Origin of the sequence: Alistipes dispar, assembly GCF_006542685.1 — a bacterium.
Classification (GTDB): domain Bacteria; phylum Bacteroidota; class Bacteroidia; order Bacteroidales; family Rikenellaceae; genus Alistipes; species Alistipes dispar.
Genome location: NZ_AP019736.1, coordinates 890407 through 911365 on the forward strand (window position 1 = coordinate 890407; position 20959 = coordinate 911365).

Here is a 20959-nt window from a genome sequence, read left to right on the forward strand (position 1 = left end):
TAAAAATCCCCGCGCCGCGCTTTCCGGAGCCCGGGCTCTTCCTCCGCAGCGTCCCGGAAGCCCGTTCGGGTCTCTCCGGGAGCCTCGCACGCCGTGCGGCTACCGTGCGGCCAGCTTGGCGCGCTTGGCCATGGCCGAGGCGAAGACGAAGTCGTTCAGCTCGCGGTTGTCGGCATGGAGAATCTCCTCCTTCGTGCCTTCCCACCACTTGAGCCCGTCGTGTATATATACAATCTTCTCGCCGATCTCCATCACGGAGTTCATGTCGTGCGTATTGATGATCGTCGTGATGCCGTATTCCCGCGTGATTTCGTGAATCAGGTTGTCGATCACGATCGAGGTCTGCGGGTCCAGCCCCGAGTTGGGCTCGTCGCAGAACAGGTAGCGGGGATTCATCACGATCGCGCGGGCGATGGCCACGCGCTTGATCATGCCGCCCGACAGCTCGGCCGGATAGAGCCGGTTGGCGTTCTCGAGCCGCACGCGCTGGAGGCAGAAGTTCACGCGCTCCATCTTCTCGCGCTCGCTCTTCGAGGTGAACAGGTCGAGCGGCAGCTTGACGTTCTCCTCGACCGTCGAGGAGTCGAGCAGCGCCCCGCCCTGGAAGATCATGCCTATATCCTTGCGGATCTCCTTGCGCTCGCGGAATCCCAGCCGCGTGAAGTTCACTTCGTCGTACCACACGTCGCCCGAATCGGGTTCGTGCAGTCCCACGAGTGTCTTCAGCAGCACGGTCTTGCCCGAACCGCTGCGGCCGATGATGAGGTTCGTCTTGCCGGTCTCGAATTCGATCGAAATGTCGTCGAGCACCCGGCGGCCGTCGAACGACTTGACGATGTGTTCGGTGCGTATCATATCAGCAGCACTTGTGTCAGGATCAGGTCGAAAAGCAGGATCACCACCGAGCAGGCCACCACGGCGCGCGTCGAGGCCGTGCCCACTTCGAGCGAATTGCCCTTGGCGTAATAGCCGTAGAAGGCCGAGATCGAGGTGATGATGTAGGCGAAGAAAACGGTCTTGATGAGCGTGTAGGTGATCGAATAGGGCTTGAAGTCCATCAGCAGGCCGTCCACGTAGTCCGCGGGGATCATGATGCCCGTCACGGCGGCTATCAGCCAGCCTCCGACCACGCCGATGAGGATCGAAAGGATCGTCAGGAACGGGAAGAAGATCATCGAGGCCACGATCTTCGGGAGAATGAGGTACGAGGCGGAATTGACGCCCATGATCTCCAGCGCGTCGATCTGCTCGGTAATGCGCATCGTGCCGATCTCGGAGGCGATGCTCGATCCGACCTTGCCGGCCAGGATCAGCGCCACGACGGCCGACGAAAATTCGAGGATCATCGTCTCGCGCGTGGCATACCCCACCAGCGAGCGCGGGATGAACGGCGAGTCGAGGTTGATGCACATCTGGAGGGTGATCACCGCGCCGATGAAGACCGAAATGATGGCCGTCAGTCCGATCGAATCGACCCCCAGCGCCTCCATCTCGTAAACGATGCGTCGGCGGTAGATCCCCGCCTTCTCGGGACGGGAAAAGACCTTTCCCATCAGCATGAAGTAGCGCCCTATCAGTCCGAATACCTTCAGCATCGTTCACCTGTTTTCTTTTGTCTCCTCGAAATCGACGTAGTCGCCCACGTCCTCCGCCACCCGTTTCTCGGGGGCTCCGGAGGTTCTGCGGACCTTCACCTCGCCCTCGCGCGGAGTCCGCGGCGCCCCGCCGCCGAAGCCCTGCCGGAATCCGCCCGGCCGCTCCGGTCCGAATTCCCGGCCGAACCGCTCCTCCATCTCGCGGCGCATCTTGCAGACGCGCCAGCGGAAGAACAGCAGCCCCGCCACGACCAACAGCAGAAGTCCCATAAAGAAATAAAGTATGAAAAGCGCGATGCCCTTCAGCAGCGCCGGAGCGCCTACGGCCAGCACGACGATCAGGAGCACGGTCAGCGGATTGCGCTGCACGAACCCCGCGAGGGCATCGACTATTTCGGTTAGAAATCTCATTTTCGTTTTTCGGTTTACGCCCTTACAAAGGTAGGGAAAATTATGCGGATTTCAATAAATGTCGTAAATTTGGGGCCCGAACAAATCTCATAACCGCTATGCTGACCCCCCTTACCGCCATTTCGCCCATAGACGGGCGCTACCGGAACAAAACGGAAAAACTCGCCGATTATTTTTCGGAGCAGGCACTGATCCGCTACCGCATCCGCGTCGAAGTGGAGTATTTCATCGCCCTGTGCGAGCTCCCGCTGCCGCAGCTCGCGGGCATCGACCGGGCGCAATCCGAAGCCCTGCGCTCGCTCTACACGGACTTCACGGAAGCCGACGCGCAGCGCGTCAAGGAGATCGAGGCGGTGACGAACCACGACGTCAAGGCCGTCGAATACGTCATCAAGGAGAAGATGGACGCGCTGGGACTGTCCGCATACAAGGAATTCGTACACTTCGGCCTCACGTCGCAGGACATCAACAACACGGCCATCCCGCTCTCGCTCAAGGAGGCCCTCGCAGGCGTTTACTACCCCGCCGCGGAGGAGGTCCGCGACCGTCTGGCGGCTTTCGCCGAGCAGTGGCGCGGCGTGCCGATGCTTGCCCGCACGCACGGGCAGCCCGCTTCGCCCACGACCCTCGGCAAGGAGTTCATGGTCTTCGTCGAGCGGCTCGAACGGCAACTGGCCATGCTGCACGACATCGCCGTTCCGGCCAAGTTCGGAGGCGCCACGGGCAACTTCAACGCCCATCACGCGGCCTACCCCTCGATCGACTGGGCGGACTTCGCCAACCGTTTCGTGAACGAACGGCTGGGCCTCTGCCGGTCGCAGTACACCACGCAGATCGAGCACTACGACAACCTGGCGGCGATCTTCGACTGCATGAAACGCATCGACACCATCCTGATCGACCTCTCGCGCGACATGTGGACCTACATTTCGATGGAGTATTTCAAGCAGCAGATCAAGGCCGGCGAGGTGGGATCGAGCGCCATGCCCCACAAGGTCAATCCGATCGACTTCGAGAATGCCGAGGGCAACTTCGGCATCGCCAGCGCCCTGTTCGAGCACCTCGCCTCGAAACTCCCCGTCTCGCGCCTGCAGCGCGACCTGACGGACTCGACCGTGCTGCGCAACGTCGGCGTGCCCGTGGCCCACGCCGTAATCGCCTTCCAGTCCCTGCTCAAGGGGCTGAACAAAGTGATCCTCAACCGCGAGGCCCTCGAAAGAGACCTGGAGCAGAACTGGGCCGTCGTGGCCGAAGGCATCCAGACCGTCCTGCGCCGCGAGGGCTATCCGAAACCCTACGAGGCGCTGAAGGCCCTGACGCGCACCAACGCCCACATCACGCGCGAGGCGATCGCGGCCTTCATCGAGACGCTCGACGTGCCGGAAGCCGTGAAGGAGGAGCTGCGCGCCCTCTCGCCCGCGACCTATACGGGCGTGTTCGGCCGCTGACGGACGCCGGACACGACATCCCGCCCCGACTCCGCGACGCCCGCGGGAGGCGAATACGCCCCGCAGGCGCAAGGATACCCCGAAACGACGAGAGCCGGCGATCCGCGGATCGCCGGCTCTCGTTTTGGCACCGACTTTGCGAATGACTACGACAGCTGCGGCAAGGAACCGCAGTGAGGTTTCTTCATTTATTTAAGTTTGGGTTAGTAGTTTAGGAGGGCAACCTCCGGGGACAGCAGGCAATCGGGAGATTCCCTGCTGTTTTTTTCATGCCCGTGCGGCTCCCGCCGCGCCGCCGCGTCAGAACTCCACCGTCACGCCGATCGACGGCAGCAGCGTCCCGCTCTCCTGCCGGAGGTACTTCATCCGGTAGCGCTGCTCGGACGCCGGGGCTTCGGGATTCACGATCTCGCCCGTGGACATCGCCACGTCGGGCTGCCGCAGCTTGCTCACCGTGACGTTCTGCAGGTCGATATAAAGCCCCAGCATGCAGCCGCGAAAATAGAACACCTTGTCGATGCGCAGGTCCAGCTGCGCAAAGGCGTCGAGCCGTCCTTCGTTGTAGCGCGAATAGTCGTAATAGGGGCGTCCCTGCGCATTCCATGCCTCGACGAGCGACGACTTGTCCAGATCGTAGGGCGTATAGGGCGCTCCGCCCACGGCGCTCAGCTTCGCGCCGACGCTCCAGCCGCGCGGCAGGTCGTACGTCCCGCTGACGTTCGCCACGAACCGGTTGTCCCACGCCGAGGCGACCCACGGCGAGGCGCCGTCGCTGCGGTATTCGCTGCGGAAGAGGGTCACCGACCCCACGACGTTCACCCGTCCGGGAATCTGCCAGCGGGCCATCGCCTCGACGCCGTACGCGCGTCCTTCGGCCGAGGAGCGCAGGGCCTCGTTGCCCACCACGCCGTAGTCGTTTCCCTTGCACGAGAGCGGAATGCCGTCGGCGAGCGAAAGCGGTACGTCGCCGTACCCCTTCCAGAACCCCTCGACCGAGACGATCAGCCGGTCGCGCAGCCGCCACGAAGCTCCCGCGCTCACCTCGCCCACGCGCATATAGCGCAGGTCCCGGTTCACGAAGGCGCCCTCCTCCTTGAATCCCAGCGCCGTATAGGGCGGCAGCTGGTAGTAGAGCCCCGCGCTGCCGCTCACCGTCCAGCCGGGGGCGACGACATACGATACCGAGGCGCGCGGCGAAAGCTGGTGCCACGGCCGGGCCATGCGCGCGGAGTAGTCGCACCCGTCGGCCCGCAGGCCCGCCGAGGCGGTGAAGCGCCGGTCGCCCGACGCATAGTCGGCTCCGGCGAAAAGCCCCCAGCCGACGATTCCCAGCCGCGTCCGGTAATCCGAAAGGCGCACGCCGCCGGCGTAGAGCCGCTGCAACGTGCGGTTCGTATAGTGCGAATAGTTCAGCTCGACGCCCCCGCGCAGCGTCCACCGCCCCGCATAGGTGCGGTTCTCGGCCCGCAGCGAAGTTTTCTGCTCGACGGAACGCAGCCGGAGCGTCAGGTTCTCCTCCGACGAGGCGTCGTTGTTGCGGTATTTCAGGTTGCGGTTGTTCAGGTAGTTGTGGCTCAGCGTCACGGTCTGCACGTGACGCCCGGCGTAGTGCCGCCACGAGGCCCCGACGGTGAAGGTCTCCTGCCGGATGCGCGGCAGGTAGCTCAGCAGGTACTCGGCGTCCTCGCCCTTCTCATCGACGTTGAGCTTCATGTTGTCGATGCCGGCGAGCGCCAGCACCGTGAGTTCGTCGCGCTCCGTGAGGCGCGTCTTGACCTTCACCTGCCCGTCGATGTAGTTGGGCAGGAACGGCAGCCCCAGCATTTTGAAAAGCAACTGGAGGTACGACTGACGGAGCGAGAAGACGTAGGTCGTGCGGCCGCCGATATGCCCGCTGCCGCTGACACCGGCATCCGATGCGCCGAGCGTCGCCTTGAAGGTCTGCTTCTCGGCATTGCCGTCGCGCAGCCGGAAATCCAGCACGGAGCTCAGCGCCCCGGCCCGGTCGGCGGGAAACGCCCCGGTGTAGAAGCTGATCTCCTGGATCAGGTCGGCATTGACGATGCTCACCGGACCGCCCGTCGCGCCCTGCGTGGCGAAGTGGTTGATGTTCGGAATCTCGATCCCGTCCATGAAGAACTTGTTCTCCGAAGGTCCGCCGCCCCGCACGATCAGGTCGTTGCGGTAGCCCACCGGTGAAAAGGCCACGCCGGGATAGGAGCGCACGATGCGCGAAATGTCGCGGTTCGAGCCGGGGCTCTTCTCGATCTCCCGGATGCCGATGACGTTCAGCCCCACGGGGCTTTCGACCGTGGCCCGGAACGGCGAAGGCCGCACCGTCACGGCCTCGACCCGCGTGGCATCCTCCTCCAGCTCGATTTCGACGAAGGGCGTGGCGGCCGAGACGAGGTATTCGGACGTCAGCAGGCTCTTGTAGCCCACCGACGACGCGGCGAAGCGGCAGATGCCGGGCGGCACGCGCTCGATGACGAAACGTCCGGTCGAATCCGACGAGGCGCCTTTCCGCTCGTCGCCCGCCACCACGACGGAGACGTAGGGTACGGGCTGCCGCGTCAGGCGGTCGATGACCCGCCCCGCGACGGAATAGGTCTCCCGCTGCTGCGCCCGGACCGGCATGCAGCACGCCGCAAACAGCAGGAACGGAAGTATGCGGTTCACGATTCTCATGCGGCAAAGATACGAAAAGTGCGGGAAAACCGGCGGCGACGGCTTCCTGCCGGAGGGAAACGGCAAAATCCGTACCCCTCCCGCCGCGCCGCAGCCGGAACGCCCGGCCGAGCGGCTACCACCTCACTTCGAGCAGCACCGGCAGATGGTCCGAGGCCCGGGAGACGTCGCCCGTCCCGAAGCGGCTCAGCACGCGCGCGTCGGTCACTTCGCAGCGCACCCCGTTGCGCAACTGCAACAGGTAGTCGATGCACTGTTCCGGCTCGTCCGAAGGGTAGGTCCCCCCGTCGGTCGGGGTGAGCACCCGCCACGTCCGTTCCAGCAGCCGGAGGGTCTCGGAACCGGGCTCGGCATTCAGATCGCCCCCGAGAAAGACGGGCTTCGGAGAGTCGCCGTACCGCCGCATCATTTCGCGGTTGATCGTCCGCACCTGCTCCAGTTGCGCTTCGGGCGAAACATGGTCGAGGTGCGTCGTGGCGATCACGTAGTCGGGCAGCTCCACGACGACCAGCACGCGCGGCTCGGCCCCGCCGGCCTCGGGCAGCGCCACCGCCTCCTTCCTCACGGCCCGCTCGCGCGTCATGACTCCCTCGCCGTAGGAGCCGCCGTCGAAGGGCATCGCGGCCCCGAAACGGAAGTCCCAGCCGCCCATCATCCCGGCGATGCGCTCCAACTGGAAGACGCCGCGCGTGCGTGCCGTGCAACTGTCCAGCTCGTTCAGGCACACGGCGTCGGGACGGACCTCCCGCAGCAGGCCGGCCACAAGCCGGTAGTCGTCCCTGACATACTTGTTGAACACGCCGACATTATAGGTCACCAGACGCACCGTCCGGCCCCCGTCGTCCGCCGCCGCATCCCGCGACGGCTCCGCGCATACGGCGGCGCGCCCCGCGAGGAGGCACAGCGCCAGCGCCATCAGTCCTTTTTTCATCGTTCTCCGTCTTTTCCGTTCCCGGCGGCCGGCCCGGTCCTCCGCAGCGGGCCGCCGCGCCCCGGCACGCACCGGGGCCTCCGCGAAGATACGAAAAATCCGCCGCACGGCGTCCCTTTCCGGCGGAAAAACGGCAGGAGGGACGGAAAACCCGTCCGGGCGGCTGCCGCCGGCTGCACGAGGCCCTTCGGAAACCGTCCGCGGTCACCGTTCCGCCCCGAAGCGCACAGCCCGGCACGAAAACTGCTGTCGGAGAGGGAAACGTCAAGCAAACGAAACTATGGCAAAAAGCAAAAACATCTCGACCTCGCAGCTCGCGCTGATGACCGCGGCCGCGGTCATCAGCCTGCGCGGCCTTCCGATGATGGCCCAGGAGGAGCTCACCATGTTCTTCTACATCTTCTTCGCCACGTTCCTCTTCCTCATCCCCGCGGCGCTCGTGGGCGCCGAGCTGGGCAGCGCCTTCGCGGCGAAGGGCGGAGGCGTCTACACCTGGGTGAAGGAGGCGTTCAACCCCCACCTCGGGTTCACGGCCATCTTCCTGCAATGGATTCAGAACGTGGTCTGGTATCCCACCGTGCTGGGATTCGCCGCCGCGTCGATCGCCTACACGATCGGGCTTCCGGCGCTGGCGCAGAACGGCCCGTTCGTCGGACTCTTCTCGATCGCCATGTACTGGTTCGCCACGTGGGTCACGCTGCGCGGCACGTCGGCCATCTCGGGCATCACCAGCCGGGGCTTTCTCATAGGCACGGTGCTTCCGGGCATCGTCATCGTCCTGGCGGCCGCGGCCTGGCTCGCGGGCGGCAACGGCGTGGAGTTCGAACACATTCCCGCGTCCGTCTCGCAGGTGGTCGATCTGGATGCGGCGCACCACGCCCATCCGCGGCTCTTTCCCCACATCACCGGCATGAGCGACATCGCCTTCCTGGCGGGGATTCTGCTGCTGTTCGCCGGCGTCGAGGTGCACGCCGTACACGCCCCGGAGCTGAAAAACCCGCAGAAACAGTTCCCGCGCGCCATGTTCCTCGCGGCACTCATTTCGTTCGGCCTCTTCACGCTGGGCGCGCTGGCCGTGGCCGTAATCACGCCCTACGACCGGATCAACCTCCAGTCAGGACTCTTCACCACGTTCCAGATCGTCTTCGAACACTACCGCGTCGGATGGCTCACCAACGTCATGAGCCTGCTCGTGGCGTTCGGCGCATTGGCGGGCGTGCTGTCGTGGATCTCGGGTCCCAGCCGCGGCCTGCTCTGGACGGCCAACGAAGGGCGGCTGCCGCGCCTGTTGCAGAAGACCAACCGCAACGGCGTGCAGATCAACATCCTCATCATCCAGGGCTGCATCGTGACGGCGCTTTCGTCGCTCTACATCTTCATGAAGGACGTGAGCGTCGCCTTCTTCCTGCTGAGCGCCCTCACGATCGGACTGTACCTGATCATGTATATGATGATGTACGCCGCCGCCATCCGCCTGCGCTACACGCAGCCCGGCCTGCAGCGCGACTACCGCGTTCCGGGAGGCAACGCCGGCATGTGGGCCGTCGGCGGCATCGGCTTCCTCGCCGTGCTCTTCTCGTTCGCCGTCACCTTCTTCCCGCCGTCGCAGTTGCCCGTCGGCAGCCCCGCCATATATACGACGCTCGTCGTCTGCGGCACGGCGCTGTTCCTCGCCGTCCCCATCGTCATCAGCATCGCGATGGACCGCCGGCGCGGCAGAGGCCCCCGTACCTGAAAAGCGATGCGGGCGGGTCCTGTCGGACCCGCCCGCATCGCTTTCCGACCCTTGCCTCAACGCTTCAGGATCGCACCTTCGGCCGTCACGCGAAGCGTCACCTCACGGTCCCGGTCATCCTCCAGTTCGACCTCGTACCAGTCGCCGTCGGGCGTCTCCACGAAATCCGCCCCGTCGATCCCGAACGCCGCGTAATCCGAACGGCGGATCGCATCGGTCACGGCCGCGGGCAGCTCGCGGACGCGCACCTCCCACGAGGTCTTCACCCACTCGCCCGCACCGTTGAACAGCAGCTCCTTCTCGCGGCCGTCGTGACGAATCTCCACCTCCAGGAAACCGTCGTCGGAGTCCTTCTCCAGCACGACCGCGCCGGGGTAGTTCGTGCGGATGAAGGCTTCGACATCCGCACCGACCGCCGCGCCGTCGCCGCCCTCCTGCGGGGTGTAGAGCGACAGCTCGCCCTCGGGAGTGACCTTCACCTTCACGTCGCCGCGGCGCGACTCCAGTTCCAGACGGTAGAACGTCCCTTCGGAGGCCGTCTCGTACAGATCGGCATCGTCGAGCCGGTAGCCCTTCGCCTCGGAGTAGTCGGAGGCCTCCCACGCAGCCGTCACCGCCTGCGGCAGTTCCGAGCGGCGCAGCTCGGTTTTGGTGTACTGCCAGGCGTCGCTGCGGTCGAAGAAGAGTTCGCGCTTGACGCGGTCGGCGTCGATCAGTTCGACCTCCGTACCCTCGTACTCCGCATCCACGTCGATCACGCGCGCCCCGGGATAACGGCTCGCGATGAAGTCCCCGATCCCGTCGGAGGGACGCGAAGGGATGAAATCCCCGTAGTCGTAATCGTCGCCCGCGTCGGCCACGCTCTTCACGAGCACGCCGTCCGCCGAGTAGTAAAGATCCATCTCGCGGCCGTCGCGCTCGACCTCGATCACATAGACGACCTCCACGCCGTCACGGTCCAGCATATCGACCTCATCGACCCGCCAGTCGGCATACTCGCCCTCCGCGAAGGCTCTCTTAACCGCTTCGGGCAACTGGTCGAACCGGATGTCCGTTTCGGTCATCGACCATGCGCCGTCGCCGTTCTCGAACCATGCGGCGCGATTCGCCGCGACACCCGCCGCACGCACGCCGCTCCAGTAGAAATTCGCCACGGCATAGTCGCCCTTCACCTCCCAGCGCACCTGCTCGGCGCCCGGATAGAGCGCTTCGAAAGCCGCCAGCACGGCCGGGGAAACCCGGTCCGGTCCGCTTCCCTGCGAGCCGCTCTCCTTTTCGCATCCGACGGCAAGCAACCCAACGGCCGCCGCACCCAACATATTCCAAACGATTCTTTTCATTTTCATTTTCTTTTTCCGATAAGACTTCGATTCAATTTCGGGAACAAATGTCGCAACCGATTCTGAACGGAAACTGAAATCCGCAATTTTTTCCGCAGCCCCCTCGGAAACCCGGCGCGCGACGGCCGCCCCCCCGGAACGGAAACGGGCCCCGCTTGCCAGCGGGGCCCGGAGAGACGATCGGCCGACGGGGTGTCTCAGCGCAGCCTCGGACGCACGTAATTGTCGGTCGCGGAAGTGAAGCTCAGGCCGGGGACGTGCCGGTCGGAGAGCGGGAAGACGAGCGTGTCGAGCTGCGACAGGTCATCGGCCGACACGGCGTAGTAACGCTCCGCGGCCGCCCCTTCCACGCAGACCGTCCAGTTGAGCAGCGTGCCGACGATCGACATCGCCTCGCGCCGCGGATCGAACTCGACGGTCCCGACGCGGCGCACCCCGTAGCCGGGCATCGTCACGGCGTAGAGGCGGTTCTCCGCATCGGTCAGGAGCGCCAGCGTGCGGCGGCTGTGGAACTCCGTGATGAAGAGGTGCTCCGGACGGACGCCCTCCGGAAGACCGACGGCCCGCACGTAAGGACGCCCCTGCACCATCTTGAGATGGAACAGCCGCCGGTCGGCGTCGAGCAGCACATACCCCTCGTCGTACTCCTTGCGTGCGGAGGGGTTGCCCGAAATCTCCGCCACCGGGAAGCGCACTCCCTTGCGGCGCATCGTCCCGGTGAACAGGGCGCTCTTCGCGGTATCGACCGTATTCGAGGCCATGTCGATGAATTCGATGCCGGAGGCGGTCAGGCGGAAGGCATCGTCGGGCATCGCCAGATCGACGCGGCCCGACATCGACTCCAGCAGGAAGCGGATGCCGGAAACCGGGGTATTGACATCCTGCGGCGTGGAGCGGAACACGAAGGTGGCGGCCTGCGCCTCGCGGGGCGAGACGGCGCGGCCCGCGATCGAATCGGGGAAACGGCCGTCGGCCACGAGCTGCCGGGCGTAGAAGAGCGGCAGCAGCGAATCGAACTGGCGCTGTCCGTACCGGTTGCCCCGGCGATCGAGATACTCGAGCTCCTTCCCGCCGCGGCGGATCATCGCGAAATCGCCCAGCACTTCGCTGTAAAGGGTGAACGGCGTGCCCTCGCTCTTCACCGTGAGGTAATTGACGCCCCACGGCAACTGCCAGACGAGCAGCACGGCGACGAGCAGTCCGAAGAATATTCTGCTGAATCGGGTCATGGATTTTCGGGATTTACGGAAGGAATCAGTCTTGTCTGCCGGCCATGAACCGCACGACCGAGAGCCATGCGAGCGAGGCCGAGAGCAGTGTCAGCGCCAGCAGTACGGGCAGGAAGCCGGCATAGGCCCGCGGAACGGGCGCGAGGAAGAAGATGCGCAGCAGGAGCACGGCCATCAGGATATTCACCGTCCGGCGCTTCCACGTCGGTTCGAGAATCACCCATGCGGCGAACAGGTAGGCCGCCAGTCCGGCCGCATACCACGGCATGAGCGTCCCCACGATATTGGCGACGAGCTCGTGCGGCAGCACCGGCGATGCGGCTCCCGCGACGAGGGCGAGGCTCGTGCCGGAGACGACGGTCAGCGCCGCGACGCCGAACAGCAGCATGGTCCCCGTCGCCCGCAGCGCCGACACGGGCAGGTGCAGCGTCAGCTTGAGGCATTTGCGGTGCATCTCGGGGGCGAACTGCACGACGGCGAGCAGCAGCCCCGCCAGCAGCGGCACATACTCCATCTGCTCGACGAAAACGGCGTTGCGCGTCACCATCACCTCCCAGATATGTCCGGCGCCCATCATTCCCAGCGCGCGGTACAGCCGCAGCATGGCGTAGCCCGCGAAGGCGCACGTCACCGCGAAGGCGACCGCCAGATACCAGCGGGACTTGATCCACTCCTTGTACAATATGGCTTTCAACATGGCGTTTTTCAGTATTTTCCGGTCAGACCGATGAAGGCGTCCTCCAGCGAGACGCGCTCCTCGTGCAGCTCTTCGGCGGGAATCCCCGCCTCCGCGAGCCTGCGCGCCACCTCCCCGTACGGCAGGAACGAGCAGAATTCGAGCGTCGAACGCACCACCGAGGGGTGGTAGAACTCCCCGTCGCCGGGCAGCGGAGCCCCCTCGGGCACACGGCACGTATAGCGCCGCACGCGGTCGAGAATCTCCCCGACGGGGCGTTGCAGCAGAATGCGGCCGTAGTCCATGATGATGCAGTCGTCTATCAGGCGCTCCATGTCCTGAATGATGTGCGAGGTGAGGAAGACCGTCTTCCCCTCGGCCTTGGCGTACTCGCGCAGGTAGTCCGCGAACAGCCGCCGGTAGCCGGGATCGAGCCCCAGCGAGAAGTCGTCCAGCACCAGCAGGTCGGGGTCCTGGGCCAGAATGAGCCCCAGCGCCACCTGCGACCGCTGTCCGCACGACATGCGCGAGATGCGCTGCCCGGGGCCGACGTGCAGCTTGCGCATCAGCTCGTAATAGGCTTCGCGCCGCCACTTCGGGTAGAAGGCCGCATAGAACCGTTCGATCTGCTCGATCGACATGAACTGGTACTGCACGTGCCCCTCGATCAGCAGGCCGATGCGCCGCCGCGTGAGGGGCCGCATCCGGCGGATGTTCTCGCCGAAGATGCGGCACTCGCCGCTGCGGGGTTCGAGATACCCGCTCAGAATGTTGATCGTCGTGGTCTTGCCCGTGCCGTTCTTGCCCAGCAGGCCGAGGATGCGGCCCTCGGGGACGTCGAACGAGAGGTTTTCGTAGATTTTGCGCCGCCCGTAGCAATGCGTCAGGTTGCGGCATTCGATAACGGATTCCATGGCGGTGTCAGATGAGGAGGAACAGCAGCGGAAGGAGGATGCCTGCGGCCAGCTCCACGCCGCCGCGGCCCCGCAGCCCCTTGGGGCCCTTCACGATGACCAGTCCCGTGAGCGTGATGAGTATGAGCCCTCCGCCGAAAATGTCGGCGAAGGCGGTCCACCACGACCCCGGATTGTAGTGCAGTTTCGTCAGCGCGCTCCACACGGGCCGCCGCGTCAGCCGTTCGACGACCGCCTCGCCGCTCCGGATGTCGGCCACGAGCGACGAACCGCCTTCGAGGAAGATTTTGAGCGTATGCCCGTCGGGAAAGTAGTGCTTCACGTACCCCTCCCCGACGCCGGCGCGTTCGAGCAGCGCCTCGGCGTCGGCGCGCGAGAACGCCTCCCTCTCCGGAAGCGGGGCCGGGAGCGTCAGACGCGTCTGCGAGACCGAATAGTTCGGATTGAAGGTGTCGCGGTGGTTCATCGCGATGCCCGACAGGGCGTAGATGAGCACCATCCCCGCGAAGAAATACGAAAGGTCGCGGTGCAGCGTGCGGCTCCAGCGCCGCAGCGCGCTACTGTTCAATTTCATACGAGGTCGCCGTCACGTAGTAGAACGAGAGGTAGTCCTTGCCCTCGGCGGCCTTGCGGGCGGCGATCTTCGCGCGGAAGTCGGCAATGCGCTCCGCGACGGTGGCGCCCGTCTCCTGCCGTGCGGCCTTCTCGGCGTCGCATCCGGCCTCGGTCGTGCCGTGCCGTTCGCCGGTCTGCGCCTTCGTCTGCTCCTCCCAGGCCGCGAGGTAGGCCTCGTCCACGCGCTGTTCGTCGAGCGTACCCGTAACGCGCACGATACGGTTCACGCACTGCGGATCGAAGCTGCCCAGCTCGCCGCTCTCGACACGAACGGTCTGCGTGTCGTCGCTGCCCATGAGGAAGATCTTGCGCGCGCCGTGCCTGCACGTATGGGTGCAGACGCCCTCGATCGTGACGGTCTTGCCGGCGAGCGAGTCGGCCGAAGCCAGCAGCTCGTCGATCTCCAGCGCGGCCGGCCGCGCGACCTCCGTCTGCCGGGTCTTGGCTTTCGTCGAAGCGTTGCCGCCGCAGGATACCGATGCGCAGGCGCCGCATGCGAGGGCGACGGCCAGGGCGCGTAACAGAATGTGTTTCATGACAAATTAGGTATTTTGGTTCGTTCCATTTCCGGCGGCAAAAATAGGAAAAACGGGCGGTCCCCGCCATACCTAAAAATAGGGATTTTCGACCGTTAATTGACGTTCCGGTACTCGTTGGGCGTCTGTCCGGTCAGCTTCTTGAACATGCGCGTAAAGTGCTGCGGGTACTGGAATCCCAGTCCGTAGGCCACCTCGCCGATCGTGAGCGAGGGATCCAGAATCCGCTCCTTGGCCACCTCCAGCAGCTTGAGCTGGATATACTCCTGCGCCGTGCGGCCCGTCTCCTTCTTCACCAGGTCGCCGAAATAGTTGGGCGACAGGCAAAGCTCCCCGGCACAGTACTTCACCGACGGAAGCCCTTCGCGCCGGGCCCGGCCGTCGGAGAAATAGCCGTCCAGCAGCTCCTCGAAACGGGTCAGCACGTCGCGGTTCACGTTCGACCGCGTGATGAACTGCCGCTCGTAGAAACGCAGGCAGTAGTCCAGCAGCATCTCGATATTGATGGCGATGAGCCGTCTGCTGTGGCGGTCGATGGCGTGCTCCAGCTCATGACGGATCTTCCCGAAACAGTCCACGACCATCCCGCGCTCGCGCTCCGAGAGGTGCAGCGCCTCGTTCACCTCGTACGAAAAGAAGCCGTATTCCTTCATGTTGCGGCCCAGCGACGTGCCGCGGATGAGGTCCGGATGGAAAACCAGCGCCCAGCCCTTCGGCTGGAACTCCCGTCCGTCGTCCTCGAATCCGATCACCTGCCCGGGCGCCAGACAGACGAGCGTCCCCTCCTGATAGTCGTAATAGTGCCGGCCGTAGATCATGTCGCCGCACTTGATCTCCTTGAGAAAGACCGCATAGAAACCGTAGGTCTGCCGGAAATGCCGCATCGGATGCGCCTCGGACAAATCGACGACGCTCACCAGCGGGTGCAGCGTTTCGACGCCCAGCATCGCATTGTACTCGGCGACGGACTCCAGATGATGAATTTTCTGTTCCATGACAAGGTTCGTTTTCCGCAAATATACGGCTTTTATCGGCTTTGCGCACGGCCGGCGGACGAAATCCGGAATCGGGGTAAAAGAATCCGTAATCCATCTACCCTCCGGGCCGGTCCCGGCATGCATTAGCACTGCGCCCCGGCACGGCCGGAGGACGAACCCGGAGCGATATGCATGCAACGACGACACCGGCGATCCCGCCCGCAACGCCAGCCGCCCCCGCCCTCACGCGGCAGCCGCTGCGTGAAGCGCCGCGGAACGAACAGGGGCGGCCCGGCGGGATTCGCGCGACAACGGCCCGCCCCACCTGAACGCACCGCGGCGGCCGGTCAGAACTTCCGGGGATAACGCAGCAGAACGGCCAGCAGGGCCGCGCCGCCCAGAATGACCGGATAGTAAAGATAGCGCATGATCCCCAGCGGCGAAAGCCCCGTGAGCCCCGCCGCCATCAGCAACTGCGCCCCATAGGGCAGCAGGCCCTGCGTGAAGCAGGAGAAGGTGTCGAGCAGGCTGGCGCTGCGGCGCCGGTCCACGCCGAAACGGTCGGCGATCTTGCGGGCGATCGGTCCCACGGTCAGAATGGCGATCGTATTGTTGGCCGTACAGAGGTTCGCCAGACAGACCAGCCCCGCGATGGTCCCCTCGGCCCCGCGCCGCCCCGAGATACGGCGCGTCATGCGGTCGATGATGTAGTCGATGCCGCCGTTCAGCCGGATCATTTCGAGCAGGCCGCCGGCCATGAGCGTAATGATGATCAGCTCGCCCATCCCCGTAATGCCGCGCCCCATGCCGCCGCACCACGCCATGAGGCCGAAACTCCCGGTCGCCAGCCCGATCGCCCCCGAAGCGGCGATACCCAGCAGCAGCACCTTCATCACGTTCATCCCCGCGAGGGCCGTCACCAGCACCAGCAGGTAAGGCACGACCCGGATCCACTCGATCCGGTCGGGCTGCGCGGGGACCGCCGCTGCGCTGCCCGTCACGAGGTAAATCCCGAGCGTCAGCAGGGCCGCCGGGGCGACGATGCGGACATTGACGCGGAACTTGTCGCGCAGGTTGCACTCCTGCGTGCGCGTCGCGGCGATCGTCGTATCGGAGATGAAGGAGAGGTTGTCGCCGAAGAAGGCCCCGCCGACCACGATCGCCGTGAGCCACGCCTCGCCGAGCCCGGTCTGTTCGGCGAGCCCGGCGGCCACGGGGACTAGCGCGACGACCGTGCCGACCGACGTGCCGACCGACAGCGAAACGAAGCAGGCCGCCAGAAACAGCCCCGCCGGGAGCAGGCTCCCGGGAAGCAGGTGCATCGTCAGCGCCACGGTGGCGTCCACGGCCCCCATGCTCCGCGCCGACTCGGCGAAAGCCCCGGCCAGCACGAAGATCCAGATCATCAGCATCACGTTGGGATCGGACGCTCCGGACGAGAAGCGGCCGATACGCTCGGCGAAGGGCATGCCCCGCATCAGGGCCACGGCATAGACCGAGGCGGCGACGAAAGCCACCGAAATCGGCATCTTGTAGAAATCGCCTGCCAGAAGCGACACGGAGAGATAGCTCACCAGAAAAACCAGCAGCGGCGTCAGCGCCAGGAACCCGCCGCGGCGAACGGAAGTCGGAGACATATAATATATAGTGAGATTCGGAGCGCAAAAATAAGTCAAATTTTCCACCCGGGCAATCCGTCGCCCGGATATCCCGGTATCCGGAAGCGACGTCCGGGCCGCCGAATCCGGGAACAGCGGCGAACAGTTTAAATGCCTATTCCCGAACGCCTCCGGAATAATAATTTTTTCTTCAAAAAATTGCTTTCATAAATTTTATTACTACATTTGTGTTAAAATAATGTTACATTTTTGTTTCGGACCGAATTTTCGGGCCGCAGGAAATACGCAACAAGCTCCTAACATATAAACACATGAGATAGCAACACCCTGAAAATACCGAACAACGAAACAATTAACGAACCTAAACCACACATTTTACAAATCTTAAAATTTTAACTATGAAACGACTTTTTAGCTTAATGACGCTGCTCCTGGCCGGGGGGGGGTTATTCCTGGCATCCTGCTCGGATGACGACAACGGAGAAAACGACGGTCCTTCCGGAGGCTCGACGCCTTTCGCATCCGTAACGGCCAAGGACGGAAGCAGCACGATGACCGCGACCGTCAATGACACGGACAAGACGATCAAGTTCGGGGAATTCCAGAACACGACCGATCTGACGGCCGTCGAAGTGACCTTCAAGATGAACAAGGGGCATATCCTCAAGACGCCCGCCAATCTGACCTCGACCGTCAATCTGAACAATCCGGTCAATGTCGTGGTGCTGATGAACGGCAAGACGGAGGAAACCTACAAGATGACCGCCGACACTCCCGAGACCCCCGAAGCCATTCTGGGCGCCAAAGTCGGCGACGTGGAAGCCGCAGTCGGCGAAGACAAGAGCATCACGGTCAAATGGCAGGAAGGCATGGAGATCAACCACATGGTCTTCACGCTCGATCTGGTCGAAGGCGCCACGGTGAAATCGCCCGAAAACCTGACCTTCGATCTGGAGTTCGGCGACGGCACGCTGGTAGTGAACTACCAGGGTTCGGACATCACCTACACGGTCAAAGCGACCGACTACGTGGACCCGATGCCTGCGCTGGGCTGGACCGACGTAACGACCGAGTTCGCTCCGCTGCCCGCCTATATCAAGGTGTACAAGACGACCAAAGCCGGCGGTATCGACAACAACGTCGCCTACGTTGCCATGATGGGCAGCCAAGCCACTATGGCGATAGTCGGCGACGGCACCAATCCCAAAACCATCGACGAATACGAAACCAACGGCGAGTACAAAGTTTATGTCGTAGGAGTGAACTCCACCGTACAGAACATCATCATCCAGGACGGAAAGGTCGTCAGGTCGGATGCCAACAGCCACGTCACCGGCGCCATCTATCGCGACGCAGACGGCAACTACGGCGCCGCATACGTTCGGGGAATCGAAGACAAACTGTACTCCTTCCCGTTCCGCGCTTCGGGCGAGTACGAAGAGCCCAAGGCGGCCGAAGGCAAAGCATGGGCTCCGCAAACCGCTGTCAATGGCGTTCATATGATCCTGTTCGATAACAATGTACTGACGCCCGACCAGGTCAAGAGCAACGAAAACACCTGCTTCAATTACGGAGACACGGACTTCTACGCTCATTCGGCTATCGGCGTGACGAAATACAACAAGGTTTTCGCTTTCTGCGGACAAATGGTGGAGGGTAGCAAAGGCGTGACGATCCCCAGCATGGCCCAGAGCCTGAAAGACATGGGATGCGTCTCGGCCATCGCATTCGAGGCCTCCGGTTCGCCCGACATGCACATCAACAAGAAAAAAACGGTAATCAACAAATACGCCCAACAGGGAAAGCCGAAAGTCGTACAGTGCGCCGTGGCATTCAAATAGCCATAAGACCGGTCTGCCGGGAAAGCGATGCAAAGACACGGCAGATTCCGATAACGAAGTTCACCCCTGCCGTAATGCTATTACGGCAGGGGTGAAATCGTAAAATCCGCGATCGGTGCGGCGCGCGGAAGGAGAGGGATTCGAACCCCCGGAGCCTTGCGGCTCAACGGTTTTCAAGACCGCCGCGATCGACCGCTCCGCCATCCTTCCGGAGACAAAAGTAGCACGGATTTTCCATTCTGCCAAATCCCGCCGTCTTTTTGTTCCGGAACGTCCGTACGGCATCCGATACGAAAGACGGGATTTCCGACTTCTCCGGAATTTTCGTATCTTTGTTACCGGCTGAAACCGAGCCTCCCCACACACTACGTCTCCTGCCATGAACAAAACGCAGCTTGTCGAGGCGATAGCCCTCGACGCCAATATCTCGAAAATCGAAGCCCGCAAGGCCGTGGACGCTCTGATCCGCGTCACGGTACAGGCCCTGCGCGAAGAGGAACGAATCACCCTGACCGGTCTGGGAACCTTCAGCGTGCAGCACAAGGCCGCCCGCACGGGACGCAATCCCCGTACGGGCGCAACGGTCAAGATTCCGCCGCGCAAGAGCGTCAAATTCCGCCTCTCGGCCGAGATCGAATGACAGGACCGAACGCACGCCGGCGATAAGAGGCGCCGGACGGAAACGGCCGCGGAGAAAAGGATGGTCCCGGACGGAATCCGGTTCTCGTCCGGACAGGAAACCGGAACCGGCCATATCGGCCAATGCTCTACCGTTTACTCCAATTTTCAAGACTTTTCGACCAAAAAGTTTGGGCCGAGGGGATAGTTTTTATACTTTTGCACCCGATTTTGCGTGCCGCAAGGCACACCGTATAGAAACTAAACCAACAAGTTATGAAAAAAACACTTCTCCTGCTCGCCGCCGTCGCAACCGCCTCGGGCGCATTCGCCGAAGGTTACCAGGTAAACAACTTCTCGGCCCGTCAGGCCGGCATGGCCAATGTCGGCACGGCGATGAAACTCGGTGCGGAGTCGATCTACTTCAACCCGGCGGCCACGGCATTCCAGGAGTCGAAATTCAACATCTCCGTCGGTGCGACGGGTATCCTTTCCTACGTGTCAGCCTCGACGCTCCCCTCGATGGAAAACGGCTACGAGAGCTCGCTCACGGAGGATTCGGACAACAAAATGTCCACCCCGCTGCACATGTACATCAACTACAAACCCGCCGAGCGCTGGGCCGTGGGCCTGGGTTTCTACACCCCGAACGGCTCCTCGATGAACTGGGGCGACAACTGGTCGGGATCGCACCTCATCCAGCAGATCAACCTCGCGGCCTACACCTTCCAGCCCACCGTCTCGTTCAGGATCTGCGACCGTCTCTCCGTCGGCGCGGGACTGATGCTCACGTGGGGCAACTTCGACCTGTCGCGCGCCATGCTGCCCATCGGCGCCGGCAACAAGACCCTCGCCCAGGGATTCAACACGATCGGCAAGCTGCTGCCCGCGCTGGGTGCGGGCGCCGGCCTCTCGCCCGAGGAGATCGCCCGATACCAGGCCATGGCCCAGCAGGGCGAGACCTACTTCACCGACAACCTGCAGGACAAATCCATCGTCTCGGCCAAGCTGGAGGGCAACGCCAACCTCGCCGTGGGCGTGAACGCCGGCATTCTCTGGGACGTGACCGACGAATGGTCGATCGCCATGAGCTACCGTTCGCGGATGGACATGAAGGTCGATAAGGGCACGGCGCAGCTCATCTACGCCTCGCAGGAATCGCAGCAGTTGCTTTCGTTCCTCAACCAGATGCTCCAGACGGCCGGTCAGCCCTCCGCGATTCCGGCACTGGACAAGGGTACGTTCCACACCCAACTGGCGCTCCCGACGACCGTGACGTGGGGCGTCTCCTACCGTCCGAACGACAAGTGGCGCATGGGCGTCGATCTGCAGTGGATCGGCTGGTCGGCCTACAAGGACCTGAACGTGTCGTTCAACGAGAAGGAGCTGGGCATCAAGGACATCTACTCGGTGAAGAACTATTCGAACACGCTTTCGGCCCGCTTCGGCGCCGAATACGACGCCCTCGACTGGCTGGCGGCCCGCGTGGGCATCTACTACGACGAAAGCCCCGTGGACAGCAACTACCTCAATCCCGAAACGCCGTCGATGACCAAGATCAGCTACTCGCTGGGTATGTCGTTCCGGCTGGCCGCCTGCGCAGCGCTCGACGTGGCCTACTGCTACGTCTCGTCGGCCGACCCCGAGCGCACGGGTTCCTACCCGGTCTATGACTACACGTCGGGAGACCTCGCATCGGTCTTCACGCGCAACTACAAGCTCCACGCCCACGTACTGTCATTCGGCATGCGTTTCAATTTCTGAAACCGGGAAAATTTACTATCTT

At 63.4% G+C, this 20959-nt stretch carries 18 protein-coding genes and 1 tRNA gene; 5 read left to right on the forward strand and 14 right to left on the reverse strand.

Going from position 1 to position 20959, the window contains the following annotated elements:
* Window positions 1-99: 99 nt before the first annotated feature.
* The 3 genes from FME97_RS04000 to FME97_RS04010 are packed head-to-tail and all read right to left on the reverse strand — an operon-like array spanning window position 100 to window position 2006.
* Window positions 100-855 (reverse strand): ABC transporter ATP-binding protein, encoded by a 756-nt coding sequence (locus FME97_RS04000; RefSeq protein ID WP_141427986.1) that lies wholly within the window; start codon window positions 853-855, stop codon window positions 100-102.
* Window positions 852-1595, reverse strand: coding sequence for an MlaE family ABC transporter permease (locus FME97_RS04005; protein WP_141427987.1), 744 nt, complete (start codon window positions 1593-1595; stop codon window positions 852-854). Before FME97_RS04005 ends, FME97_RS04000 begins: the two co-directional genes overlap by 4 nt.
* 3 nt (window positions 1596-1598) lie before the next feature.
* Window positions 1599-2006, reverse strand: coding sequence for a DUF4834 family protein (locus tag FME97_RS04010; RefSeq protein ID WP_141427988.1), 408 nt, complete (start codon window positions 2004-2006; stop codon window positions 1599-1601).
* A 98-nt stretch (window positions 2007-2104) separates the two neighbouring features.
* Between FME97_RS04010 and purB the strand changes: the two genes are divergently transcribed.
* Window positions 2105-3454, forward strand: a complete 1350-nt coding sequence (gene purB, locus FME97_RS04015; protein ID WP_141427989.1) for an adenylosuccinate lyase — start codon at window positions 2105-2107, stop codon at window positions 3452-3454.
* A gap of 300 nt (window positions 3455-3754) precedes the next feature.
* Here purB and FME97_RS04020 read toward each other — a convergent pair whose 3' ends face one another.
* Both FME97_RS04020 and FME97_RS04025 read right to left on the reverse strand, forming a co-directional pair.
* Window positions 3755-6142: a TonB-dependent receptor gene (locus tag FME97_RS04020; protein WP_141427990.1), complete on the reverse strand. Its 2388-nt coding sequence runs from the start codon at window positions 6140-6142 to the stop codon at window positions 3755-3757.
* 115 nt (window positions 6143-6257) lie between these two features.
* Complete coding sequence (locus tag FME97_RS04025) at window positions 6258-7073, reverse strand: endonuclease/exonuclease/phosphatase family protein (RefSeq protein WP_141427991.1); 816 nt, start codon at window positions 7071-7073, stop codon at window positions 6258-6260.
* A gap of 280 nt (window positions 7074-7353) precedes the next feature.
* Between FME97_RS04025 and FME97_RS04030 the strand changes: the two genes are divergently transcribed.
* Window positions 7354-8808 (forward strand): amino acid permease, encoded by a 1455-nt coding sequence (locus FME97_RS04030; RefSeq protein ID WP_141427992.1) that lies wholly within the window; start codon window positions 7354-7356, stop codon window positions 8806-8808.
* A 56-nt stretch (window positions 8809-8864) separates the two neighbouring features.
* Here the strand turns inward: FME97_RS04030 and FME97_RS04035 are convergent, their stop codons facing one another.
* The 8 genes from FME97_RS04035 to FME97_RS04070 form a co-directional block, all read right to left on the reverse strand.
* Window positions 8865-10148, reverse strand: a complete 1284-nt coding sequence (locus FME97_RS04035) for a PepSY-like domain-containing protein (RefSeq protein WP_232522930.1) — start codon at window positions 10146-10148, stop codon at window positions 8865-8867.
* 197 nt (window positions 10149-10345) lie between these two features.
* The gene (locus FME97_RS04040) at window positions 10346-11377 is read right to left on the reverse strand and encodes a DUF4857 domain-containing protein (RefSeq protein WP_141427994.1); all 1032 of its coding nucleotides are present in this window, start codon (window positions 11375-11377) and stop codon (window positions 10346-10348) included.
* 25 nt (window positions 11378-11402) lie between these two features.
* Window positions 11403-12071: a hypothetical protein gene (locus tag FME97_RS04045; RefSeq protein ID WP_141429941.1), complete on the reverse strand. Its 669-nt coding sequence runs from the start codon at window positions 12069-12071 to the stop codon at window positions 11403-11405.
* Window positions 12072-12082: 11 nt separating this feature from the next.
* Window positions 12083-12967 (reverse strand): ABC transporter ATP-binding protein, encoded by an 885-nt coding sequence (locus FME97_RS04050; protein WP_141427995.1) that lies wholly within the window; start codon window positions 12965-12967, stop codon window positions 12083-12085.
* A 7-nt stretch (window positions 12968-12974) separates the two neighbouring features.
* Window positions 12975-13541, reverse strand: a complete 567-nt coding sequence (locus FME97_RS04055; RefSeq protein WP_141427996.1) for a PepSY-associated TM helix domain-containing protein — start codon at window positions 13539-13541, stop codon at window positions 12975-12977.
* Window positions 13525-14118 (reverse strand): hypothetical protein, encoded by a 594-nt coding sequence (locus FME97_RS04060; protein WP_141427997.1) that lies wholly within the window; start codon window positions 14116-14118, stop codon window positions 13525-13527. Before FME97_RS04060 ends, FME97_RS04055 begins: the two co-directional genes overlap by 17 nt.
* A gap of 95 nt (window positions 14119-14213) precedes the next feature.
* Entirely contained in the window at window positions 14214-15113 is a 900-nt protein-coding gene (locus FME97_RS04065) for a helix-turn-helix domain-containing protein (protein ID WP_141427998.1), read from the reverse strand.
* Window positions 15114-15442: 329 nt separating this feature from the next.
* Window positions 15443-16732, reverse strand: a complete 1290-nt coding sequence (locus FME97_RS04070; protein WP_141427999.1) for a Na+/H+ antiporter NhaC family protein — start codon at window positions 16730-16732, stop codon at window positions 15443-15445.
* 380 nt (window positions 16733-17112) lie between these two features.
* Here FME97_RS04070 and FME97_RS04075 point away from each other — a divergent pair, with 380 nt between their 5' ends.
* Window positions 17113-18555 (forward strand): phosphodiester glycosidase family protein, encoded by a 1443-nt coding sequence (locus FME97_RS04075; protein WP_141428000.1) that lies wholly within the window; start codon window positions 17113-17115, stop codon window positions 18553-18555.
* A 125-nt stretch (window positions 18556-18680) separates the two neighbouring features.
* Here FME97_RS04075 and FME97_RS04080 read toward each other — a convergent pair.
* Window positions 18681-18765 (reverse strand) — tRNA-Ser (locus FME97_RS04080).
* Window positions 18766-18934: 169 nt separating this feature from the next.
* On the opposite strand from FME97_RS04080, the gene FME97_RS04085 reads away from it, so the two are divergent.
* The gene (locus tag FME97_RS04085) at window positions 18935-19195 is read left to right on the forward strand and encodes an HU family DNA-binding protein (RefSeq protein WP_141428001.1); all 261 of its coding nucleotides are present in this window, start codon (window positions 18935-18937) and stop codon (window positions 19193-19195) included.
* A gap of 254 nt (window positions 19196-19449) precedes the next feature.
* Window positions 19450-20937 (forward strand): OmpP1/FadL family transporter, encoded by a 1488-nt coding sequence (locus FME97_RS04090; protein WP_141428002.1) that lies wholly within the window; start codon window positions 19450-19452, stop codon window positions 20935-20937.
* The last annotated feature ends 22 nt before the right edge of the window (window positions 20938-20959 follow it).

Excerpts from the sequence above, each read along its gene's own strand:
- FME97_RS04035 (WP_232522930.1), bottom strand. The coding sequence starts at position 10,148 with ATGAAAAGAATCGTTTGGAATATGTTGGGTGCGGCGGCCGTTGGGTTG.
- FME97_RS04055 (WP_141427996.1), bottom strand. The coding sequence starts at position 13,541 with ATGAAATTGAACAGTAGCGCGCTGCGGCGCTGGAGCCGCACGCTGCAC.
- FME97_RS04005 (WP_141427987.1), bottom strand. The coding sequence starts at position 1,595 with ATGCTGAAGGTATTCGGACTGATAGGGCGCTACTTCATGCTGATGGGA.
- FME97_RS04050 (WP_141427995.1), bottom strand. The coding sequence starts at position 12,967 with ATGGAATCCGTTATCGAATGCCGCAACCTGACGCATTGCTACGGGCGG.
- FME97_RS04030 (WP_141427992.1), top strand. The coding sequence starts at position 7,354 with ATGGCAAAAAGCAAAAACATCTCGACCTCGCAGCTCGCGCTGATGACC.
- FME97_RS04040 (WP_141427994.1), bottom strand. The coding sequence starts at position 11,377 with ATGACCCGATTCAGCAGAATATTCTTCGGACTGCTCGTCGCCGTGCTG.
- FME97_RS04025 (WP_141427991.1), bottom strand. The coding sequence starts at position 7,073 with ATGAAAAAAGGACTGATGGCGCTGGCGCTGTGCCTCCTCGCGGGGCGC.
- FME97_RS04075 (WP_141428000.1), top strand. The coding sequence starts at position 17,113 with ATGAAACGACTTTTTAGCTTAATGACGCTGCTCCTGGCCGGGGGGGGG.
- FME97_RS04060 (WP_141427997.1), bottom strand. The coding sequence starts at position 14,118 with ATGAAACACATTCTGTTACGCGCCCTGGCCGTCGCCCTCGCATGCGGC.
- FME97_RS04085 (WP_141428001.1), top strand. The coding sequence starts at position 18,935 with ATGAACAAAACGCAGCTTGTCGAGGCGATAGCCCTCGACGCCAATATC.
- FME97_RS04010 (WP_141427988.1), bottom strand. The coding sequence starts at position 2,006 with ATGAGATTTCTAACCGAAATAGTCGATGCCCTCGCGGGGTTCGTGCAG.
- FME97_RS04090 (WP_141428002.1), top strand. The coding sequence starts at position 19,450 with ATGAAAAAAACACTTCTCCTGCTCGCCGCCGTCGCAACCGCCTCGGGC.
- FME97_RS04000 (WP_141427986.1), bottom strand. The coding sequence starts at position 855 with ATGATACGCACCGAACACATCGTCAAGTCGTTCGACGGCCGCCGGGTG.
- FME97_RS04020 (WP_141427990.1), bottom strand. The coding sequence starts at position 6,142 with ATGAGAATCGTGAACCGCATACTTCCGTTCCTGCTGTTTGCGGCGTGC.
- FME97_RS04070 (WP_141427999.1), bottom strand. The coding sequence starts at position 16,732 with ATGTCTCCGACTTCCGTTCGCCGCGGCGGGTTCCTGGCGCTGACGCCG.
- FME97_RS04065 (WP_141427998.1), bottom strand. The coding sequence starts at position 15,113 with ATGGAACAGAAAATTCATCATCTGGAGTCCGTCGCCGAGTACAATGCG.
- purB (WP_141427989.1), top strand. The coding sequence starts at position 2,105 with ATGCTGACCCCCCTTACCGCCATTTCGCCCATAGACGGGCGCTACCGG.